At 74.2% G+C, this 19,173-nt stretch carries 20 protein-coding genes; 12 read left to right on the top strand and 8 right to left on the bottom strand.

Going from position 1 to position 19,173, the window contains the following annotated elements:
* Nucleotides 1–4: 4 nt before the first annotated feature.
* From CXR44_RS35250 to CXR44_RS35240, 3 genes are all read left to right on the top strand, one after another.
* Nucleotides 5–535, top strand: coding sequence for an isoprenylcysteine carboxyl methyltransferase family protein (locus CXR44_RS35250; RefSeq protein WP_101790478.1), 531 nt, complete (start codon nucleotides 5–7; stop codon nucleotides 533–535).
* Nucleotides 532–1,824 (top strand): NAD(P)/FAD-dependent oxidoreductase, encoded by a 1,293-nt coding sequence (locus tag CXR44_RS41420; RefSeq protein WP_101790477.1) that lies wholly within the window; start codon nucleotides 532–534, stop codon nucleotides 1,822–1,824. Before CXR44_RS35250 ends, CXR44_RS41420 begins: the two co-directional genes overlap by 4 nt.
* A gap of 209 nt (nucleotides 1,825–2,033) precedes the next feature.
* On the top strand, nucleotides 2,034–2,528 hold the full coding sequence (locus tag CXR44_RS35240) for a hypothetical protein (RefSeq protein ID WP_101790476.1): 495 nt from the start codon (nucleotides 2,034–2,036) through the stop codon (nucleotides 2,526–2,528).
* A gap of 23 nt (nucleotides 2,529–2,551) precedes the next feature.
* On the opposite strand, the gene CXR44_RS35235 is transcribed toward CXR44_RS35240, so the two are convergent.
* A complete protein-coding gene (locus CXR44_RS35235) occupies nucleotides 2,552–3,406 on the bottom strand; it encodes an SDR family oxidoreductase (protein WP_101790475.1) in 855 nt (284 codons plus the stop codon).
* 109 nt (nucleotides 3,407–3,515) lie between these two features.
* Here CXR44_RS35235 and CXR44_RS35230 point away from each other — a divergent pair, with 109 nt between their 5' ends.
* Complete coding sequence (locus tag CXR44_RS35230) at nucleotides 3,516–3,929, top strand: winged helix-turn-helix transcriptional regulator (RefSeq protein ID WP_101790474.1); 414 nt, start codon at nucleotides 3,516–3,518, stop codon at nucleotides 3,927–3,929.
* 5 nt (nucleotides 3,930–3,934) lie between these two features.
* On the opposite strand, the gene CXR44_RS35225 is transcribed toward CXR44_RS35230, so the two are convergent.
* Entirely contained in the window at nucleotides 3,935–4,681 is a 747-nt protein-coding gene (locus CXR44_RS35225; RefSeq protein ID WP_144070204.1) for a LamG domain-containing protein, read from the bottom strand.
* Nucleotides 4,682–4,713: 32 nt separating this feature from the next.
* Nucleotides 4,714–5,124, bottom strand: a complete 411-nt coding sequence (locus tag CXR44_RS35220; RefSeq protein WP_101790472.1) for a nuclear transport factor 2 family protein — start codon at nucleotides 5,122–5,124, stop codon at nucleotides 4,714–4,716.
* 107 nt (nucleotides 5,125–5,231) lie between these two features.
* Here CXR44_RS35220 and CXR44_RS35215 point away from each other — a divergent pair, with 107 nt between their 5' ends.
* Nucleotides 5,232–8,129, top strand: coding sequence for an AfsR/SARP family transcriptional regulator (locus tag CXR44_RS35215; RefSeq protein WP_101790672.1), 2,898 nt, complete (start codon nucleotides 5,232–5,234; stop codon nucleotides 8,127–8,129).
* A 37-nt stretch (nucleotides 8,130–8,166) separates the two neighbouring features.
* Nucleotides 8,167–9,315 (top strand): FAD-dependent monooxygenase, encoded by a 1,149-nt coding sequence (locus CXR44_RS35210; RefSeq protein WP_101790471.1) that lies wholly within the window; start codon nucleotides 8,167–8,169, stop codon nucleotides 9,313–9,315.
* A gap of 6 nt (nucleotides 9,316–9,321) precedes the next feature.
* Here the strand turns inward: CXR44_RS35210 and CXR44_RS35205 are convergent, their stop codons facing one another.
* Nucleotides 9,322–10,578: a C39 family peptidase gene (locus tag CXR44_RS35205; RefSeq protein ID WP_101790470.1), complete on the bottom strand. Its 1,257-nt coding sequence runs from the start codon at nucleotides 10,576–10,578 to the stop codon at nucleotides 9,322–9,324.
* A 103-nt stretch (nucleotides 10,579–10,681) separates the two neighbouring features.
* Nucleotides 10,682–11,083, bottom strand: coding sequence for a hypothetical protein (locus CXR44_RS35200; RefSeq protein WP_101790469.1), 402 nt, complete (start codon nucleotides 11,081–11,083; stop codon nucleotides 10,682–10,684).
* Between the two features lie 116 nt (nucleotides 11,084–11,199).
* Here CXR44_RS35200 and folP point away from each other — a divergent pair, with 116 nt between their 5' ends.
* From folP to CXR44_RS35180, 3 genes are all read left to right on the top strand, one after another.
* Nucleotides 11,200–12,108, top strand: coding sequence for a dihydropteroate synthase (gene folP, locus CXR44_RS35195; protein WP_245899817.1), 909 nt, complete (start codon nucleotides 11,200–11,202; stop codon nucleotides 12,106–12,108).
* A gap of 54 nt (nucleotides 12,109–12,162) precedes the next feature.
* Complete coding sequence (locus tag CXR44_RS35190; RefSeq protein ID WP_101790468.1) at nucleotides 12,163–12,672, top strand: DinB family protein; 510 nt, start codon at nucleotides 12,163–12,165, stop codon at nucleotides 12,670–12,672.
* Nucleotides 12,673–13,288: 616 nt separating this feature from the next.
* Nucleotides 13,289–14,020: a dienelactone hydrolase family protein gene (locus CXR44_RS35180; protein WP_101790466.1), complete on the top strand. Its 732-nt coding sequence runs from the start codon at nucleotides 13,289–13,291 to the stop codon at nucleotides 14,018–14,020.
* A gap of 151 nt (nucleotides 14,021–14,171) precedes the next feature.
* Here CXR44_RS35180 and CXR44_RS35175 read toward each other — a convergent pair whose 3' ends face one another.
* Nucleotides 14,172–14,807, bottom strand: coding sequence for a TetR/AcrR family transcriptional regulator (locus CXR44_RS35175; protein ID WP_101790465.1), 636 nt, complete (start codon nucleotides 14,805–14,807; stop codon nucleotides 14,172–14,174).
* A gap of 98 nt (nucleotides 14,808–14,905) precedes the next feature.
* On the opposite strand from CXR44_RS35175, the gene CXR44_RS35170 reads away from it, so the two are divergent.
* Together CXR44_RS35170 and CXR44_RS35165 are read left to right on the top strand one after the other, a co-directional pair.
* A complete protein-coding gene (locus tag CXR44_RS35170) occupies nucleotides 14,906–15,523 on the top strand; it encodes a TIGR03086 family metal-binding protein (RefSeq protein ID WP_219602205.1) in 618 nt (205 codons plus the stop codon).
* Complete coding sequence (locus CXR44_RS35165) at nucleotides 15,517–15,906, top strand: hypothetical protein (RefSeq protein ID WP_101790669.1); 390 nt, start codon at nucleotides 15,517–15,519, stop codon at nucleotides 15,904–15,906. The genes CXR44_RS35170 and CXR44_RS35165 overlap by 7 nt, the downstream gene beginning before the upstream one ends.
* 260 nt (nucleotides 15,907–16,166) lie before the next feature.
* On the opposite strand, the gene CXR44_RS35160 is transcribed toward CXR44_RS35165, so the two are convergent.
* Nucleotides 16,167–16,937 carry a hypothetical protein gene (locus CXR44_RS35160; RefSeq protein WP_101790464.1) on the bottom strand — a complete coding sequence of 257 codons (771 nt, stop codon included), beginning with the start codon at nucleotides 16,935–16,937 and terminating at the stop codon, nucleotides 16,167–16,169.
* Between the two features lie 240 nt (nucleotides 16,938–17,177).
* Between CXR44_RS35160 and CXR44_RS41415 the strand changes: the two genes are divergently transcribed.
* Entirely contained in the window at nucleotides 17,178–18,443 is a 1,266-nt protein-coding gene (locus CXR44_RS41415; protein WP_180903862.1) for a polysaccharide deacetylase family protein, read from the top strand.
* Nucleotides 18,444–18,463: 20 nt separating this feature from the next.
* On the opposite strand, the gene CXR44_RS35150 is transcribed toward CXR44_RS41415, so the two are convergent.
* Nucleotides 18,464–19,054 carry an RDD family protein gene (locus tag CXR44_RS35150; protein WP_101790463.1) on the bottom strand — a complete coding sequence of 197 codons (591 nt, stop codon included), beginning with the start codon at nucleotides 19,052–19,054 and terminating at the stop codon, nucleotides 18,464–18,466.
* Nucleotides 19,055–19,173 lie beyond the last annotated feature (119 nt).

Genomic DNA, 19,173 nt, shown 5'->3' with positions numbered 1-19,173 from the left:
CGCCATGGCCTGGTACCTGCTGCTCGTCCTCCTCGTCGCGCTGGAGCGCCTCGCGGAGCTCGTCGTCGCCCGGCGCAACGCCCGCTGGAGCATGGAGCGGGGCGGCGTCGTCAGCGGCCGGGGCCACTATCCGTGGATGGTGGCCCTGCACACCGGCCTGCTCGCCGGCGCGCCCCTGGAGGTGTGGCTCGCCGACCGGCCGTTCGTGCCCGCGCTCGGCTGGCCGATGCTGGCCCTCGTCGTCGCCGCGCAGGGGTTGCGCTGGTGGTGCATCGCCGCGCTCGGCCCCCGCTGGAACACCCAGGTCATCGTCGTGCCGGGGCTGCCGCTGGTGACGCGCGGGCCGTACCGGTTCAGGTGGCTGCGGCACCCGAACTACGTGGCCGTCGTCGTGGAGGGCGTGGCGCTGCCGCTGGTGCACACGGCCTGGGTCACCGCGCTCGCGTTCACGGTGCTCAACGCGGCGATGATGGTGGTCCGGATCAGATGCGAGAACGCGGCGCTCGCGACCGTGCCGGGAGGGGCCGCGCGGTGATCGACGTTCTGGTGGCCGGCGGCGGCCCGGCCGGGCTGGCCACGGCGATCCACGCGGCGCTGGCCGGGATGGAGGCGGTCGTCGTCGAGCCGCGCACCGCACCGGTGGACAAGGCGTGCGGCGAGGGCCTCATGCCGGGCGGGGTGGCCGCGCTGGCGGCGATGGGCGTGCACCCGGCGGGCCGGCGGCTGCGCGGCATCCACTACCTCGACGGCCGCCACCAGGCACGGGCGGCCTTCGGCGACGCCGACGGGCTGGGCGTGCGGCGCACCGTGCTGCACGCGGCACTGGCCCGCCGCGCCGCCGAGCTGGGCGTCACGACGGTCACCGGCCGGGTGCGGGACATCCGCCAGGACCGTGACGGGGTAGAGGCGGCCGGGCTGCGCGCCCGCTGGCTCGTCGCGGCGGACGGCCTGCACTCGCCGGCGCGCCGATCGCTGGGGCTGGACCTGCCCGCCCGGGGGCCGCGCCGCTACGGCCTGCGGGCCCACTTCCGCGTGGCGCCGTGGACGGACTTCGTCGAGGTCCACTGGTCGGGGGAGGGCGGGGAGGCGTACGTGACGCCGGTGGCCGACGACCTGGTCGGCGTGGCCGTGCTGACCTCGCGGCGCCGCCCGTACCACGAGCAGCTGGCCGCGTTCCCCGCCCTGCTCGCCCGCCTGCGCGCGGCACGCGAGGCCCACGGCGCCGCACCGGCCCTGGCACCGGTCGTCGCGCCGGTCGTCGAGCCCTCCGTCGTGCCCGCGGCCGAGCCGGTCATCGCGGCGGAGGGGCACGGCGCCGCACCCCGGACGAGGAGCGGCGCCGCCGGGCCCGTCACGGCGAAGCCCGGCACGGAGGAGCCCGGCACGGCCGATCCCGTCAAGACCGATCGGGCCACGGAGAAGTCCGGGACGCCCGAGTCCGTCACGCCCGAGCCTGGCACGGCCGAGTCCGGCGTGCCCGAGCGTGTCACGGCCGTGCTCGGGGCGGGTCCGCTGCGGCGGCGGGTACGGGCCCGGGTCGCCGGTCGCGTCCTGCTCGTCGGCGACGCCGCGGGCTACACCGACGCGCTCACCGGCGAGGGCGTGTCCCTCGCGGTGCGGTGTGCCGAGGTCCTGGTCGGCTGTCTCCAGCGGGACCGGCCGCAGGACTACGAGCACGCCTGGCGGCGGCTGTCGCGCACCCACCGGCTGCTCACCGGTGCGCTGGTGCACGCGGCCCACCGCCCGGCCACGGCCCGCCTGGTGGTGCCCGCGGCCCACCACATGCCCGCACTCTTCACCGCCATCGTCCGCGCCCTGGCCTGACCGCGCCGTCCACGCCGGCCTGACCGCGCCGTCCACGCCGGCCTGACCGCGCCGTCCACCCTGGCCGTCAGGGCCGTGGTGTGATCGTGCCGCCCGCCCTGGTCGTCCGCGTACCGGCCCATGCTGCGGTGGGCCTGAAAGCCTCAAGAGTGCGCATCCTCCCGCACGCCGTGCCGCCCGCTCCTCCGGACCGCGACGACACTGCTGCCATGAACGCGGGTGACACGCAGGACTCCCACGACGGGGCGAGGTACGCGGGCGCCGTGTACGGCTCGCTGCTGGCGGCCTCCGTGGTCGCCGGCAGCGCGGCCGACGGCACGCCCATGGCGGCGGGGGACCTGGTGGTGGTGCTGATCAGCACCGGCGTGGTGTTCTGGCTCGCGCACCTGTACGTCCAGGTGATCGGCCAGCGGGCGACGCTGACCTGGCGGCGGCTGCGCGACGCGGGCCGGCGGGAGTGGCCGCTGGCCCAGGCGGCGGTCCCGCCCGCCATCGCGGCGGCGATGGCCTCGGCGCTCGGCCTGTCGGACACCGTGGCCACCTGGGCCGCGATGACCGTCGCGGTCACGGCTCAGGTGGGGTGGGCGGTCGCGGCGGCCGTCAGGACCCGCTACGACAGGGGCGTCGTCGTGCTGTCCGGCCTCGCCAACCTCGTGCTGGGGCTGGCGATCGTCGTGCTCAAGACGCTCGTGGCCGCCCACTGACCGAACGCGGCGGCCTCGCGCGGTCAGGCCTTCAGCGCGGCGGCGATGCTGTCCGCGATCGGCGTGGTGGGGCGGCCGATCAGCCGGGAGAGGTCACCGGTCACGGTCGCGAGCAGCCCCCGGGAGATGGCGGCGTCCACGTCCACCAGGACGTCGGCGAACGGCGCGGGCACCCCGGCGCCGACGAGGATCTCCCGGTAGGCGTCGGCGGGCACGTTCGAGTAGACGATCTCCCGGCCGGTCTGCCGCGACAGCTCGGCGGCGTACTCGGCGAAGCTCCAGGCGACGTCGCCGCTCAGCTCGTACGCGGTGTTCTCGTGGCCCGTGCCGGTCAGCACGGCGACCGCGGCGGCGGCGTAGTCGGCGCGGGCGGCGGAGGCGACCCGGCCCTCGCCCGCGCTGCCCACGACGGCGTCGTGCGCCAGCACCGGGCCGAGGTTGCCGGTGTAGACCTCGTGGTACCAGCCGTTGCGCAGGAACACGTACGGCAGGCCCGAGTCGAGGATCGCCTGCTCGGTCACCTGGTGCTCGCGGGCCAGCTCGAAGTCGGCCGCGGGTCCGCCGAGCACGCTGGTGTAGGCGAGCAGGCCCACTCCTGCCTCCCGGGCGGCGGCCACGACGGCGGCGTGCTGCGGGACGCGCCGTCCCACCTCGCTGCCGGAGACGAACAGCACCCGCTCTCCCGCGCCGAAGGCGTCCTTGAGCGAGGCGGGGTCGTCGTAGTCGGCGACGCGCACCTCGACGCCGCGCGCCGCGAGGTCGGCGGCCTTGCGCCCGTCGCGGGCGACTGCGGCGATCCGCTCGGCGGGGACCTCCGCGAGCAGGCCCTCGACGACGAGGCGGCCGAGCGATCCGGTGGCTCCGGTGACGACGTACATGGCAGGCACTTCCTTCGGCTGTGGTGGTGGTGAGGCCCTCCCACCTTGTCACTCTCTCACAGAAAGTGCAAACTAAAAGAAAGTGCTTCCCTGGAGGTAGTATTCGGTCATGGACGCACATCCGCAGCCGGTCGTCGCCCCCGAAGAGCTGTCCACGCTGGAGTTCGACGTCTACGCCCGCGCCTGCCCCTCCCGCGAGACGTTCGAGCGCATCACCGGGCGCTGGGGCCCTCTCGTCCTGGTCGGCCTGCACGAGGGGCCGATGCGCTTCAACGAGCTGCGCCGCCACGTCGAGGGGGTGAGCGACAAGATGCTCACCCAGACCCTTCAGGGCCTGGAGCGCGACGGCTTCGTCCACCGGCGGGCCCGCGAGGGCTTCCCGTCGCGCGTCGACTACAGCCTCACCGCGCTCGGCACCCGCACCGCCGTCAAGCTGCTGGAGCTCATCGAGCAGCTCGAAGGCGACATGCCGGACGTCCTGGCCGCCCGCGCCGCCTACGACCGGACACACCCCGGGCGTTGACCGGCCTACCCCCGGGCGAAGAACACCTCGTCCAGGTCGCCGTGGAACTGGTCGGTCTGCCCGTCGTGCTGCTCCGCGGACACCCGCTTGCCGCCGATCAGGGCCGTTCCGGTGGGCCGGATCGCACCCAGGGCGGCGACCGCGTGCGCGGGCGGCGCGATCGCCTCGCCGGTCGCCGGGTTGAGCACCCGGATCCGGAAGAGCGTCCGCGACAGCCGCGCGCACCGCACCCGGTGCCAGCGCCCGACGGTCATCCGGTACGTGCCCGCCGCCAGCAGCACCACCCCCGTGCCGTCGGACCAGCGGCACGACGGGCGCCCCCCGTCCACCTGGAGCTTCCACTGCGCGTGGCCCGGCCCCGCCGGCCCGAACTGCCACACGTTCATCCCGGCCTCCGCCGGCGGCTGCGCGGTCAGCCGCACGTCGGCGCCGAAGCTGAACCGCCCCGTGCCCCCCTTCGGCGCCAGCGCGCCGGAGTCGGCCGGACGCACCACCGCCTGCGGGCAGGGCGCTGCCGAGCAGTTCCCCGCGGGAAAGCGCAGGAACCGCCCGTCCCCGGCCGGGAGGGAGACCACCTGGCCGCCGCCCGAGGTCAGCACCGTGCCGTGCCGGCCGTGCGGCCCGTCGTCGGCGACCAGTCCGGCGCCCGTCAGCGCGCCGCCGTACCGGACCACGTCGTATGGCCGGGCGGTGGCCGGACCGGCGGCCAGCGCCAGCGCCACGGTCGCGGCCACGGAGGCGGTCCTCCTCATGGCCCCGAGTGGACCGGCGATCGCCCCGCCGGTCAACGCGCCGAGAGCGCCTCGGCCACGGTCAGGCTGTCCTCGTAGATGTGGTAGCGGGTGATCAGGCCGTCCTCGACCGTCAGGTGCAGGGCGAAGGGCGAGGTGTAGCTCTTGCCGTTGGCCCTGACCGTCTGCACGATGTGGCCCAGCACGACCGCGTCGTCGCCGTCGACGAGGATGCGGGTCACCGACGTGCCGTTGGCCTCCGGCACGTGATGCTCCTCCAGCATCCGGAAGTGCCCCGCCACGTCGGCACGGCCCGTCCGGGGACGGATCCACGGCACCGCCGGATGCCCCTCGGCCGGCCAGTTGAGCTGCCAGTCGATCCGCTCGGCGAACAGCTCCGCCGCCCCGTCGTGGTCACCGGCCGCCATCAGTCCCAGGAGTCGTTGCACAATCTCTCGCGTCATGCCGACAGTCTGGCGGGCGGACGTGAGGTCCGTCGATTACCTCGCGGGTAAGGCGCGCGCGTAGGGAGGGCCGGGCCGGCTCCGATGGGAGTGCGATGATGACGGCCATGCGGTTCGGCATCCTCGGCCCCCTGGACGTCCGCACCGACACCGGGGAGCGGGTCGCGGTGGGCGGGCCACGACCGCGCGCGCTGCTGACGATCCTGCTGTTGAACGCGGGCCGGGTGGTCGGCGTGGAGCAGCTGATCGCCGGGCAGTACGGCGAGGAGCCTCCTGCCGGGGCCGCCAACGCGATCCAGGCGCAGGTCTCGCGGTTGCGCAAGCACCTGCCGGTGGAGTTCGACGGGGTGGGTTACCGGCTGGCGATCGACCCACTGGACGTGGACGTGCACCGGTTCCGGCGGCTGGCGGGCGACGGGCGGCGGTCGCTGGCCTCGGGCGGATTCCGGGAGGCGCGCGGGCTGCTGCGCGAGGCGGTGGACCTCTGGCGCGGGCCCGCGCTGGTCGATCTGCCTTTCGGCCAGGCACAGCTGGCCTGGTTGGAGGAGCTGCGGCTGGCGGCCCTGGAAGATCTGGCGGAGGCCGAGCTGGCCCTCCCCGAGGGCACGTCGGTGGCCGAGCTGCGGCGCCTGGTGGCCGCCCATCCGCTGCGTGAGCGGCTGGTGGGACTGCTGATGCGGGCGCTGCACGCCGCGGGGCGGACGGCGGAGGCGTTGACGGTCTTCGACGAGACCCGGCGGTCGCTGGTGGAGGAGCTCGGTGCCGATCCTTCGCCGGAGCTGGCTGACATCCATCTGGGCATCCTCCGGGCGGGGAGACCTCGGCGGCACGGGGTGGCGGCGCAGCTCACCAGCTTCGTGGGACGGGAGCGGGAGCTCGGCGCCCTGGGGGAGGCCCGCCTGATCACCCTCGTCGGGCCGGGCGGCGTCGGCAAGACCCGGCTCGCCGTCGAGGCCGCCAGGCGGTCCGCCCACGAGACCTGTTTCGCTGACCTGTCACCCGTCCACGAGCACGTGGACCAGGCGGTGCTGGCCGCAGTGGGCGTCCGCGACGGAGGCGTGCCGGGCATGAGCCCGGCCGACCGGCTGGTGACCGCGCTCTCGGACCGCGAACTCCTGCTCGTCCTGGACAACTGCGAACATGTCGTCGACGCCGCCGCCGCGCTGGCACGCCGCCTGCTCGGCGCATGCCCGGGCCTGCGCCTGCTGGTCACCAGCCGCGAGCCGCTCGGCCTGACCGGCGAGACGATCATGCAGGTGGCGCCCCTGGGCGCCGCCTCGGCGATCCGGCTCTTCGCCGACCGCGCCGCCGCCGTACGGCCGGGCTTCGAGCTCACCGAGGACAACCTCGGCGCGGTGAGCTCCATCTGCGCCACGCTTGACGGACTGCCGCTGGCGATCGAGCTGGCCGCCGCCCGCCTGCGGGTCTTCCCCGTGGAGGAGATCGCCGCCCGGCTGACCGCCGACGGCCGGTTCCGGCTGCTCTCCCGGGGCGACCGTACGGCTGCCGCCAGGCACCGGACCCTGCACGCGGTGGTGGAGTGGAGCTGGGACCTGCTGAGCGCCGATGAGCGGGAGCTGGCCACGCGCTTCTCGGTCTTCGCGGGCGGAGCGTCGCTCGATGCCGTGGAGGCGATCTGCGGCGACATCACCGGCCTGGTGGACAAGTCGCTGGTCGTGGCCGAGGGCGGTCGTTACCGGATGCTGGAGACGATCCGCCTGTTCTGTGCCGCCGGCCTGACCGACGCCATCCGGGCCGAGCACGCGCGCTACTACCTGCGACTGGCGCAGAAGGCCGATCCGCATCTGAGGCGGGCCGAGCAGCTCGTCTGGCTGGCCCGGCTGTCGGACGAGCACACCAACCTGATGGCCGCGCTGCGCCACGACCCCGAGACCGGGCAACGCATGGTCGCGGCGCTGGCGGCGTACTGGTGGCTGAGCGGGCGACGCGGCGGGGCGGGCGAGCCGGCCGCCGGGCTGCTGGAGCTTCGACCCGGGCTGGAGGAGGAGTACGTGGCCTGCGTGCTGCACGCCGTACCGCACGCCGCGCCGGAGCACTGGGAGCGCGCGGCCGAGATCCTGCGGGCGACGCGCCGGCCCCTGCGCCATCCTTTCCTGGCTCCGCTGTGGGGCATGCTCGTCGGACCGGTCGCCTTCGAGGCCGGCGCGTCCCACCTCGGTGGCGACCCGTGGGGCGAGGCCCTGGAGCGGCTGGGCGACGCGCTGCTTGCCATGCATTCCGGGGACCCGGCCAGGGCCGAGCGGGAGCTGTCCGAGGTCCTCGACCGGTTCAGGCGGCTCGGGGAGCGCTGGGGGACCGCTCAGGCCATGGACGGCCTCGCCGTGCTGGCGAGCTGGCGCGGGCAGTGGGAGCGGGCCGAGGAACTGTGGCGGGACGCGCTGGCGATGCTGAACGAGCTCGGCTCCGTGGAGGAGTGCGCGCAGGTGCTCGGGCGCCGGGCCGAGGCCCGCCTGCGCCAGGGCGAGCCGGAGGCCGCTGTGCGGGACTTCCGCGAGGCCGACGAACACGCCGGAAAGGCGGGCCTGCCCGCCGTCTCGCTGCTGGGGCCGGCCGCGGCGGCCAGGCTCCGAGGGGATCTCGACGAGGCACGCCGCCTCCTGGAGAGGGTGCCGGAGCCGACCACGGGGTTCGGGCTGGAAGGGCGGCGGGCCCGCAGGCTGACCGAGCTGGCCCGGCTCGAACGGGCGGGCGCGCTCCATCGGGAGGCGGTGTCGGCCGCCAGGCGGTCCTTCATGGTCGCCGACCTGGCCGCCGCCGTGGAGGGACTGGCGGAAGCCGTACCACCGAAGCAGGGGGCCCTGCTCCTGGGCATCGCCGTCGCGCTGCGCGGCACCGCCCTCGCCGGCGACCCCGACGTGGCCAGGGTGGCCGCCGCAGCGACCGCGGCGCTGGGCGCCGAGGCGTTCGCCGAGCGGTTCGGCATGGGCGCCGCGATGAGCCGTGCGGACGCGCTGACAGCGATCGACGAGGTCGTCAGCGGATAGGCGGTGAGCTGTCAGCGGGGTTTCCCAGAGTGGAGCCATGACGAACAAGCCCCTTTCGGTCCTCATCTCCGGCGCCGGCGTCGCCGGGCCGGCCCTCGCCTGCTGGCTGGCCCGCTCCGGTGCCACGGTCACCGTCGTGGAGAAGGCGCCGGTCCTCCGCACCGGCGGCCAGGCCGTTGACTTCAAGGGCGAGACCCACCTGGAGCTCCTGCGCCGCATGGGCATCCTGGAGGAGATCAGGCGCCGCCGGACCGGGGGCGCCGACCAGAAGGTCATCGACTCGGACGGCAGGCGGATCGCGGTCATGCCGGGCTGGTTCACCGGTGGCGACCTGGAGGTTCTCCGGGGCGACCTGGCGGAGATCCTCTACGAGCGCACCCGCGACACGTGCCGGTACAGCTTCGGCGACTCGATCACCTCGCTGACCGAGACCGCCTCGGGCGTCCACGTGACGTTCGAGAGCGGCGCGCCCCGGACCTTCGACGTGGTCGTCGGCGCGGACGGCATCCACTCCAACGTGCGCCGCCTGGCTTTCGGCCCGGAGTCGGACCACGTCACGCACAGGGGCCACTACTACGCGCTGGTGGACATGGAGCCCGTCGTGGACGAGCCGGTGATGTACAACGAGCCCGGCAGGCTCGTCGCCGTGGGCGGCCCCAAGGCGCCTGCCTTCTTCTGCTTCGCCTCGCCCGAGCTGACCTACGACCGGTATTCGGCGGCGGAGCAGAAGCAGGTCCTCGCCGACGCCTTTCGCGGCATGGGCTGGCGGACACCCGAGATCCTGGCCAAGCTGGACCGGGCGAAGGACGTCCACCTCGACTCCATCGCCCGGGTCGCACTGGAGCGCTTCTCCAAGGGCAGGATCGTGCTGCTCGGGGACGCCGCCGCGGCCAACACGCTCGGCGGCGTCGGCACCGGCCTGGCCCTGGTCGCCGCCTACGTGCTGGCGGGCGAGCTGAGCCGGGCCGACCACGCGACGGCCTTCGAGCGCTACGAGGCGACCATCCGCCCGTTCGTCAAGGCCGCCGGCGGCAACAACGCCGGCCCCTTCCTGGCGCCGCGCACCCGCGGGGGCATCTGGCTGCGCAACCAGCTGCTCAAGCGGCGCCTCCTGCTCAGCTCGATGGCCAAGACGGGGGAGAAGCTGGCCGGCGGCCACTTCGAGCTGCCCGACTACGCCTGGTGAGCCGGCTCACCAGTTGGCGGGCAGGCCCGGGGTGGTGGCGGGCAGGTCGTGGCCGGGCGGGCGGACGACGTAGACGATGCCGCCGCTGCTGGAACTGCGCTGCCAGACGTTCTCGAAGTCGGCGCGCGGGTAGACGCGGCGCACCGCCTCGTTGCTCGCGGAGGCCGGGTCGTTGGCGATGACGTCGCCGTCGGCGGTGAATCCGACGACGACCATGATGTGGCCGTTCGTGCCGTAGCCGGCGCCCGGCAGCTCACCCTTCTTGAACGACTGCGACGTGATCACGGGCACGCCCGCGCTGATCAGGCGTTCGAGCTCGGTCAGCGAGCGCAGGCGGGTGACGAACCCGTCCATGCCGTAACGACCCGCGTAGGCGGTGTTGAACGGCCAGTTGCCGGCGCCCTGGTAGGCGTGGTCGTAGGTGTGCTTGGCGGCGTAGTCGACCTCGGGGTTCGGGTCGGACGGCGTGACCCACGCCGTGTCCTCGGCGCTCGGCCACCTGCCCCAGTAGCCGAGGACCATCGTCATCGAGGTGGGGCTGCACCAGGCCTGCCCGCCGCCGTCCCACTCGGGGTAGTGGCCCTCGTGCACGTTCTGGGAGCGGCGTGGCACGTCCAGCTCGGTCCCCCACGCGCCGCCGCCCGGGCTGACCGGCACCGACTTGCGCTCCGGGACGGCCGAGGCCATCGCGCCGAGGCCGCGCACGACCGGCCGCACCGCGGAGCCGGGCGTGCGGTAGAGCGTGAGGCGGAGCTGGTAGGCGTCGATCCGCCGGCCCGACGCGGCGACCAGCGTGTCGACGGCCACGGTGGCGTCGGCGTCGCCCTGGCCGGGTACGGAGGTGCGCCGGATGTCGCCGTCGCCGTAGGCCCAGCGGCCCAGCACGTACCACTTGGTCAGCCCGGCGGTGTTGCGCGCCCGCGCCTCGACCTGCATCCAGCTCCCCGGCGGGATGTCGCCCGTCCACGAGGCGATCAGCTCCGTGGCGGGGAAGCCGACCGCCCGCTCGGGGCCGGTCCAGCGGGCGTACTCCCACGTCTTGGTGCCGAGCGCGTCGGTGTAGGTGGTGACGCCGGCGGGAGAGGCGAAGGCCAGGTCGTCGCCGGCCGTCACCCCTTCGGCGGTGCCCGCGGTGAACGCCGCCCGGTCGTACCTGACGTCGAACGAGCCGGGCGCCCGTTCGCGCTCGCCGGCGACGGCGGCGGGGGCGGCGATCGTGGTGACGAGCAGTGCGGTGGACAGGAGTACGGTCAACGCGCGCATGAACCCGCCTTCGTGAAGGGCTTCGACGCCGCGACACTAGGCGAAACCGGGCAGACGGCACATCGGGAAATCTACGTATGGCACAGGACACGGAACGTGCCGTTCACCGCTGCTGGCGCTCCTTCATCTCGGCCTCGAAGATGTGCCGCCTGCCCTGGGCCAGCTCGTCCCTGACCCGCCGCTCCAGGTCCACGAAACACCGGTAGTAGCCGTCGTCGTACTCCTCCACCACCTGGAACGTCCACCGGCCGGCCAGCACGTCGCGGCCCAGCAGGTCGTCGGCCAGCGCGTCGGCCTGCCGGTCGTGGCCCGCGGCGCGCAGCCGCTCCACCGCCTCCTCCAGCTCCACGTGGGCGCTGCCGGTGAGCTGGTGGAAGGAGTAGAGATGGCCGCGCGCCCGCTCCACCTTCTCCAGCGCCCCGGAGAGCCTGCCCAGCGCGTCCACGGTGGTGTCGTCGAGCCCGGCGGGCCGCCGCCCGCGCCACTCGGGAATCTCGTCGTTCATGTCGCGGAGACTTCCCCTCGAGTGACCGGCCTACCCTGAACGGGACGCCAGGCGGCATCCGGTGCGATGATCCTGCTGCGGGCCGTGGCAGTGTGGCGGAGAGGGAAACGAGAACCGTGAGCGACGGGACCACCAGGATGTTCTTTCCGGAAATCATCTCTCCCGTCCGGCGTTTCGGGCAGCGGGAGTTCGACTTCGACCGCCAGGTGGCGATCATGGCGATCGTCAACCGGACACCCAACTCCTTCCACGACCGGGGCCGCACGTTCGAGCTGTCCCAGGCCGTCGAGGCGGCCTGCCGGGCCGTCGCCGACGGGGCCGACTGGGTGGACATCGGCGGCTTCGCCTTCAGCGCCGACCAGGAGCCCATCACGGTCGCCGAGGAGATCGACCGGGTGGCGCCCGTCATCGCCGAGGTGCGCGGCAAGACCGACGCGGTGATCTCCGTGGACACGCACCGGGCCGAGGTGGCCAGGGCCGCCGTCGAGGCCGGCGCCGACGTCATCAACGACACCAACGGGCTGCGCGAGCCGGACATCGCCCGGGTCGCCGCCGAGACCGGCGCCGGGGTGATCGTCACCCACAGCCTCGGCGGCCCCGGGAAGGCGGTCCCCCGGCCGGTCTACGCCGACGTCGTGGCCGAGGTCCGCGACTTCCTGCTGGACCGCGTACGGTTCGCGCTGGACGCCGGGGTGCCGGCCGAGCGGATCGTCATCGACCCCGGTCACGACCTGAACAAGAACACCTACCACTCGCTGGAGCTGACCCGCAGGCTGGACGAGATCGCCGCCCTCGGCCACCCCACCCTGGCCGCGCTGTCCAACAAGGACTTCATCGGCGAGACCCTCGACCGCCCGCAGGGGGAGCGCACGGAGGGCACGATCGCCGCCAACGTGATCGCGATCCTGCGCGGCGCCCGCATCCTGCGGGTCCACGACGTGCCCAGCACGGTCGCGGCGGTCCGCATGACGGAGGCGGTGATGGGCTGGCGCGCCCCCGCCCACGCCCGGCACAACCTCGTCTGAGGCGGCAGAAAACACGGTGCGTCCGGGTACGGCCCGGGAGTAGCGTCGCCGGCTGTGACCCCTCCACGCGAACGGCCCCCCTTCACCGCCGACGAGCGCACCCAGCTCGTCGGCTGGCTCGGCATGCAGCGCTCGATCATCCACTGGAAGTGCGAAGGCCTGTCCGACGCCGACGCGCACCGGCCCGTCCTGCCCGCCTCGCCGCTGATGACGATGGCGGGGCTCGTCTCCCACCTGCGGTGGACCGAGCACTGCTGGTTCGAGGTGCTCTTCCTGGGCAGCCCGGCCACGGGCCCGCAGTTCGAGGGGGAGGACGACGCCGACATGATGGTCAAGGACGTCCCGCTCGCCCGGCTCCTCGACGACTACGAGCGGCAGTGCGCGAGGTCCGACGAGATCGTCGCCGCCCACTCCCTCGACGAGGTGGGCCGGCATCCCGACTTCCGCTCGGCCGCCGGCAACCTGCGCTGGATGCTGCTGCACATGATCGAGGAGACCGCACGGCACGCGGGCCACGCCGACGCCGTCCGCGAGCTGCTCGACGGCAGCACCGGCTACTACTGAGCGGGCGCGGCAGCGGCGGCGCCACCATGGCCCTCGTCGTCGCCCAGGCCAGATACAGCAGCGGCGAGCAGGCGAGGAGCACGCCCGCCACCGGCTTGACCAGCACCGCGGCCACCGCCGGCGCGAGCACGCCGACGACGGCGGCCGCCAGCCACCATCGCCGCGCCACCAGATACAGGCACGGCCGCACGAGGGCGAGCGGCCGTGCCCGCTTGACCAGCAGCATCCACAGGGAGGTGATCTCCCGTTCGTAGGGGTTGACGAAGCGGACCAGACCGGCCAGCGCCACTGCCAGCGCTCCGGCCGGCCCGGGCCGCGAGCCGAAGCGCCGCCGTGTTCAGCGCTCGGTGCCGCCCGTCGTCGACCACCCTGGCGCCGGGCTCGAGCAGCACCCCGTACCTGGTGCTGCTCCACGGGAACCGGCCGAGCGAGCGCCGGTCCAGTACGGCGGCCCGCACCTTCAGCACGGGAGCACCCCTTGTGATATGTTCTGCCCCGCTGTGCGCCACTGCGACCTGAGGAGGTGAGACCGATCAACGCTGTGACAGGTCGGGCCTCCCTCCCCCGCATGGCCTAGGGAGTGCCCGAAAAGGCATCCCGAAAGGCATGAAACGCTATGCGCTTCACCTCTGAGACGTCGTCTGACGGACTCTTGGAGCAGCTCTTCACCCTCGGCGAGATCCCCGGCGTGCTGTGGACGCCGGAAGGTGCCACCGGTGCCCGTCCGCTCATCCTGATGGGACACGGCGGCGGCCAGCACAAGAAGGCCCCCGGTGTCGTGGCCCGTGCGCGCCGCTTCGTGGCCGAGTGCGGGTTCGCGGTGGTGGCCGTCGACGTCCCCGGCCATGGCGACCGGCCGAAGGACGAGGAGTACGACCGGATCGCGACCGAGAACCAGGCTCGCGTGGACGCCGGAGAGGATCCGGCTCCGCTGATCGCCGCCTTCCAGGCGCTCGTGGCCCGCCAGACCGTTCCCGAATGGCAGGCGGTCCTGGACGCGGTCCAGCGACTCGAGCACGTCGGCACCGGCCCCGTCGGTTACTGGGGGGTGTCGCTGGGTTGCGGACTCGGCGTTCCCTTCGTCGCCGCCGAACGCCGGGTGCGCGCGGCGGTGCTCGGCCTGGGCGGCGCGCTCGTGTCAGCCGAGGCCGCCGGGCGGATCACCGTCCCGGTGGAGTTCCTGCTGCAGTGGGACGACGAGCGGGTGCCACGGGCCCAGGGCCTCGCGCTGTTCGACGCCCTGGGCGCAAAGGAGAAGACGCTGCACGCCAACCCCGGCAGGCACGGGGAGATCCCGGCGTTCGAGCTGGACAGCACGGTGCGGTTCTTCGCCCGCCACCTCCGCTGACAGCGCCCCCTCCGCTGGCACCGCCACCTCGGCTCGCGCGGCACCGGCGCGCCGTTCGGGATTCGCTCCCGATCGGCGCGTCCGGCGGCGGACGGCCGTCCGGCACCGCCGTCCGCGCCCGCGCCAGGGGGCGGCACGAAGGGCGGTGACCTCACCCCGCGGCGTCGTCCCAGGGCGGCGCGGCCGAGCCCGTGGCGGCGGCGTGCAGGCGACGCCGTACGGCGGTCCTGGCCCGCCGGTAGGCGACGGGGTCGTCGTACAGCAGCGAGACGGCGTTGGCGGTCTCCAGGAACGCGATCAGTTCGAAGGCGAGCTGATCGGGCTCGGTGTCCTCGGCGAGCTCTCCGAGCCGGCGGGCGTCGTCGATCGTGCCCGCCACCAGGCGGCTCCATTCGCGGCCGGCGGCGGCGACGGCGTCCCGTACGCGCCCCGGGCGGGCGTCGAACTCGGCCGTGACCGTGAAGAAGAAGCACCCGCCGGGGAAGACCCGTCGTTCGGAGTAGCTCAGCCATCTGTCGCACAGCAGCCACAGGCGTCCCACACCAGGCGGGACGGCGAGCGCGGGCCGGACGACCTCGTCGAGGTAGACGCCCGCCGCGGTCCGGATCGTGGCGAGCTGCAGCTCCTCCTTGGAGCCGAAGTAGCCGAAGAGCCCGCTCTTGCTGACGCCCAGGTCGGCGGCCAGTTGTCCGATCGACAGGCCCTCCAGCCCGTTCGTGGAGGCGATGTCGGCGGCTCGGCGCAGGATCGCGTGCCGCGTCCGGTCGTCTCGTGGTCGGCCCGCCATCACCGTTCCCCTTCTCCGCACGAACGTTCGTTCAGTATGCCGCAACGGTGGTAGCGTCTCAATCAAGCACGAACGTTCGTGCGGAGAAAGGGAGTGTGATGAGCGCGTTCTCCGTCGAGTCGCAGGCCATGGACCTGCGCGATCTCGACCGCCGGGCCCTGGAGGCCGCCGGGAAGGTGATCGCCGGTGTCCGTCCCGAGCACCTCACCGGGCCCACGCCGTGCGCCGAATGGACCCTCGGCGAGCTGCTGCGCCACATGGTGAGCGAGAACCTCGGCTTCGCGGGCGCGTTCGCCGGCCGGCCCGCGGAAGCGCCCGCCTGGGACCGCGGCGAGCTCGGCGCCGACCCGCACCACGCCTACCAGGAGTCGGTGGCCGCGGTCAGCGCCGCGTTCGCCGCCCCGGACGCGCACGAGCGGCAGGTCGAGATACGGGAGTTCGGCGTCTTCCCCGGCCGCGTCGCCATGGGCATGCACGTCATCGACTTCGTCGTCCACGGATGGGACGTCGCCGCAGCCGTCGGCGTGCCGTACCCGGTCGACGAACAGGCGGCGGCCGGCGCGCTGGCGATAGCCTCCCGCCTGCCGGACACGCCGCGGCTTCGCGGCCCCGGCGGCCCGTTCGGCGCCGTGGTCCCGGTGCCCGCCGACGCCTCCGACCTGGAGCGGCTGCTCGGCCTGCTCGGCCGCTCCCCGGCGTGGACGCCGTCATGCTGAGGAGCTCGTGGACGCCGGGGCCGGCCGCGGACGTCGCCGGTCCCGTCCTGGTCGCCGTGACCGCGTTCCGGGCCGACGCCGCCCGTGACCTGCCCGGCATCTTCCGATCCGGGCTGGCGCTGCGCGCGGCCTGGCCCCGGTTGGCCGGCGCGGTGGGGATGTGGCTGTGGACGGCACCGCTGAAGCGCAGGTGCGGCTCGGTGTCGATCTGGGAGAGCCGGCAGGCCCTGGACCGGTTCGTCGCCTGGCCGGAACACGTCGCGATCGTGCGGCGCTACCGCGGGCGGGGACGGCTGACGTCTTACACCTGGACGGCCTTCGCGTGCGAACCCGCCGCGATCTGGGCCGAGGCCCGCCCGCTCCTGTCCCGCGTGGAAGCGTAGACCCACCGCGCCCACCCGCTACCCACGCCCACCCGCTACCCACGCCCCCCCGCCCGCGCCCATCCGCTACCCACGCCCACCCGCCCGCGTCTACCCGCTCCCCACGCCCGCCCGCGTCTACCCGCTACCCACGCCCGCCCGCCAGCGTCTACCCGCTACCCACGCCCGCCCGCTACCCGCGCCCACCCGCTACGCCCACCCGCACACGCACCCCTGGCGCGCCGGGGTCTCGGGTGCGGTGGCCGGTGGAGGCTGTCCGGTCACCTGGGCGTGGCCTGCGACCTCCCGCGGGCCTGGAGCGGTGCGACCTCGATCCACGCGGCGCGGGACACGGCGACGAGCGCGCCGCCGGGCTCGTACACGGCGGCGTCCGCGTACAGCACACGTCCCGCCCCGGCCTCCCGCCGCGCGACGACGACGTACGAGGCGCCGGTGAGAACCGACCGGCGGACGCGGGCGGTGAGGCGGCCCAGCAGGGCGGACCCGCCCGCGATGAGGTGCGTCCAGCCGGTGGGACAGTCGAGCGCGCCCCACACGTGGCTCAACGGCAGCGTGGCCGACCACTCGGCCAGCCCCGGATGGACCCGCCACAGCGCCGCGAGCTCGCCCGGCCGCCCCGTCGGCCCCGCGTGCACCCGCAGGCCCTCGCCGGGCGGGCGGTCACCGCACACGAAACAGCCGGGGGCCGGATGCCCGCCGTGCCCGGGGAAGGCCCGGCCGGCCTCCTCCGCCTCCTCGGCCGGCACGAACGGCGGCGGCCGCAGCCGCTCGTCGACCTCTCGCGCCTCGGCCAGCACGTCGCCGCCGGGCTCGGCGTCCAGGAGGAGCACCCGCCACGCGCCGCCTGCAGCGGGGGCGCGCTCGACACGCAGCACCCGCTCGACGGGGACCGGCGCCCGCAGGGTCACCTCGACGGTCGCGCCCGTCGGCAGGTGGCTCGCGACCGTGCCGGCGACCCAGCCGCCGTTGGCGGTCCCCTCCGGGCCGTGGTAGTGCGCGGGAACCTTCAGCGCTCTGCTCATCGTGGTCATCTGCCTCACCCCTCTCGACCTCGCGGGAGGCAGCCTCGCCGGCGGCGCTGTCACCACTCTGCCACGCGCGTTCCACCCCGGCCCGCGCCGCGTCCGCGCGAAGACTGCAGCCGCGTACGGATCACCGCGAACCATCCGCGCATGGCGGTTGTCGAACCGACTGGAAGCCCCGGACCACCGTGATCCCGGGGTTCCGACCTGGTGGGGGAGCGCACCGGCACGGTGCAGGGAAGGAAGCGCATGAGCGACGAGGCGAGGGCGGGCCGGCGGGTGCGGCGGGGCACGGCACGGTTGGCCGCGGCGGTGCTCGCCACAGCGGGACTGCTGGCCGCCGGTCACGCGGCGGACGCCGGGAGCGCGTCCGGCCGCGTGGACGTGCCGGACCGCGCGGGCCGGGCGGTCGCCGGCCGTACGGTGTCGCCGTCTCCTGCCGGAGCGGGCCGGTTAGCGGCGGTGGAGGAGGGCGTCCAGGGTGGCGGCGCGCTGGCGGCCCGCCCGCGCCCCGCCGCGGCGGGCACCCCCAGGACCGCTCATGCGCGGGACGCCGCCGCGGGCACCCCCAGGACCGCTCACGCGCGGGATGCCGTCGCGGGCGCGCCGGCACCCGTGGCGGCGGCGACCGCGACGCAGGCCCGGACGTCGCCGGCCGTCGCCCCGCCGACCGTCCCGCCGGCTACGGTCGCGCCTCCGCGCACCACCACACCCACCGCGACCGCGCCGGTCACCCCCACCGCCGGACCCACCACCCCGCCGACGACCGCGCCGACGGCCCCGCCGACGATCGCGCCGACGGTCACGGCGACGCCGGGGACCACGCCCAGGAGCCTGACCGACGCCATCACCGACGCGATCCGCGACGCGTGGGGCACGCCCACCCCGGCCGCCACGCCCGTCCCCACCGGGCCCGACTGCCGGCGGGTCAAGTGCGTGGCCCTCACCTTCGACGACGGCCCCGGCCCGTACACGGCGACCCTGCTGCGCCATCTCGCCGCCCGCAAGGCCCGCGCGACGTTCTTCGTCGTCGGCCAGAACGTCGTCGCCCACCCCGACCTGGTGCGCCGGGCCGCGGCGGCGGGCCACGAGATCGGCGGCCACTCCTGGTCGCACCGCGACCTGACCACGCTGCGGGCCGCCTCGATCCGCGCCGACCTGGCCCGTACCGCCAAGGCCGTCAAGGCGGCCACCGGCGTCGCCCCGACCATCATGCGCCCGCCGTACGGCGCCCAGAACGCCTACGTGCGCAAGCACGCCAAGCAGCCCATGATCATGTGGAGCGTGGACACCCTGGACTGGCGGTACCGCAGCAGCGCGCGGGTCGCCCGGGTGGCGGTCAAGAACGCGCGGCCGGGCGGCATCATCCTCTTCCACGACATCCACCCCACGACGGTGAAGGCGATCCCGCGCGTGCTGAAGAAGCTGTCCGCCCGCGGCTACCACTTCGTCACGGTCAGCGAACTGCTCGGTACGGCCCCCGGAAAGCTCGTCTACAAGGGCCCGCGGCCGTGATCACCTCGCCGGCAGCGTGATCACGTCAGCAGCAGCGCGTCGACGAGCGCGAGAGCGGCGAGCAGCGAGACGAGGAGACCCAGCCCGAACAGGAGTCCGCCGCCGGCCCGGCGGGCGGGGCCATCGAGGTCGATCACCATGGTGCCCGTGATCATGTCGTGCAGGCACCTGCGTTTCGGATGCACCATTATCGCGAGCGCGTTGACGAAGAAGAGCGGCGGCCCGACATACGGCAGTCCGAACAGCGCGGGGTGGACCAGAGCGCGTATCGCGGACCGGCCGAGCCCCGGCGGGAGTCCGGTCGCCCGAGACACCACCTTGAGCCGGCACAGTCGCTTGCCGAGCGTCTGCCCCCAAAGGGCGTGCTGGACGCAGAAGTAGGCGGCGAAAAGCGCGGTGGACGCCACCTCGATCCACCAGTCGGGATTTCCGGCATAAGGCTGGACAATAGCTTCGAATGTCGGTCCGTCCGTTCTCTCCTCCCCGCTCGACAGCAGGTGGACGGGCGCGAACAGCAGCGCGAAGAGCAGGGAGTCGAGCAGGAAGGCCGAGAACCGGTGGCGTCTCGCGGCCAGGACGGGCGCCGCGGCGACCTGGGGGGTGACCGACATAGCGGCGAGTGTACTGCCACATGTTAGTTAGTGGTGAAATAACCGAATTGACGGCTTTTTGGAGGGTGCCGAAAAAGGCGTGCTTTACCGCCTGACCCGCGTATGACAGGCTCGGATAC

Origin of the sequence: Nonomuraea indica, assembly GCF_002850745.1 — a bacterium.
Lineage (GTDB): Bacteria > Actinomycetota > Actinomycetes > Streptosporangiales > Streptosporangiaceae > Nonomuraea > Nonomuraea indica.
Note: the sequence above shows the minus strand (reverse complement) of the source record. Positions and strands in the feature narration are given on the sequence as shown.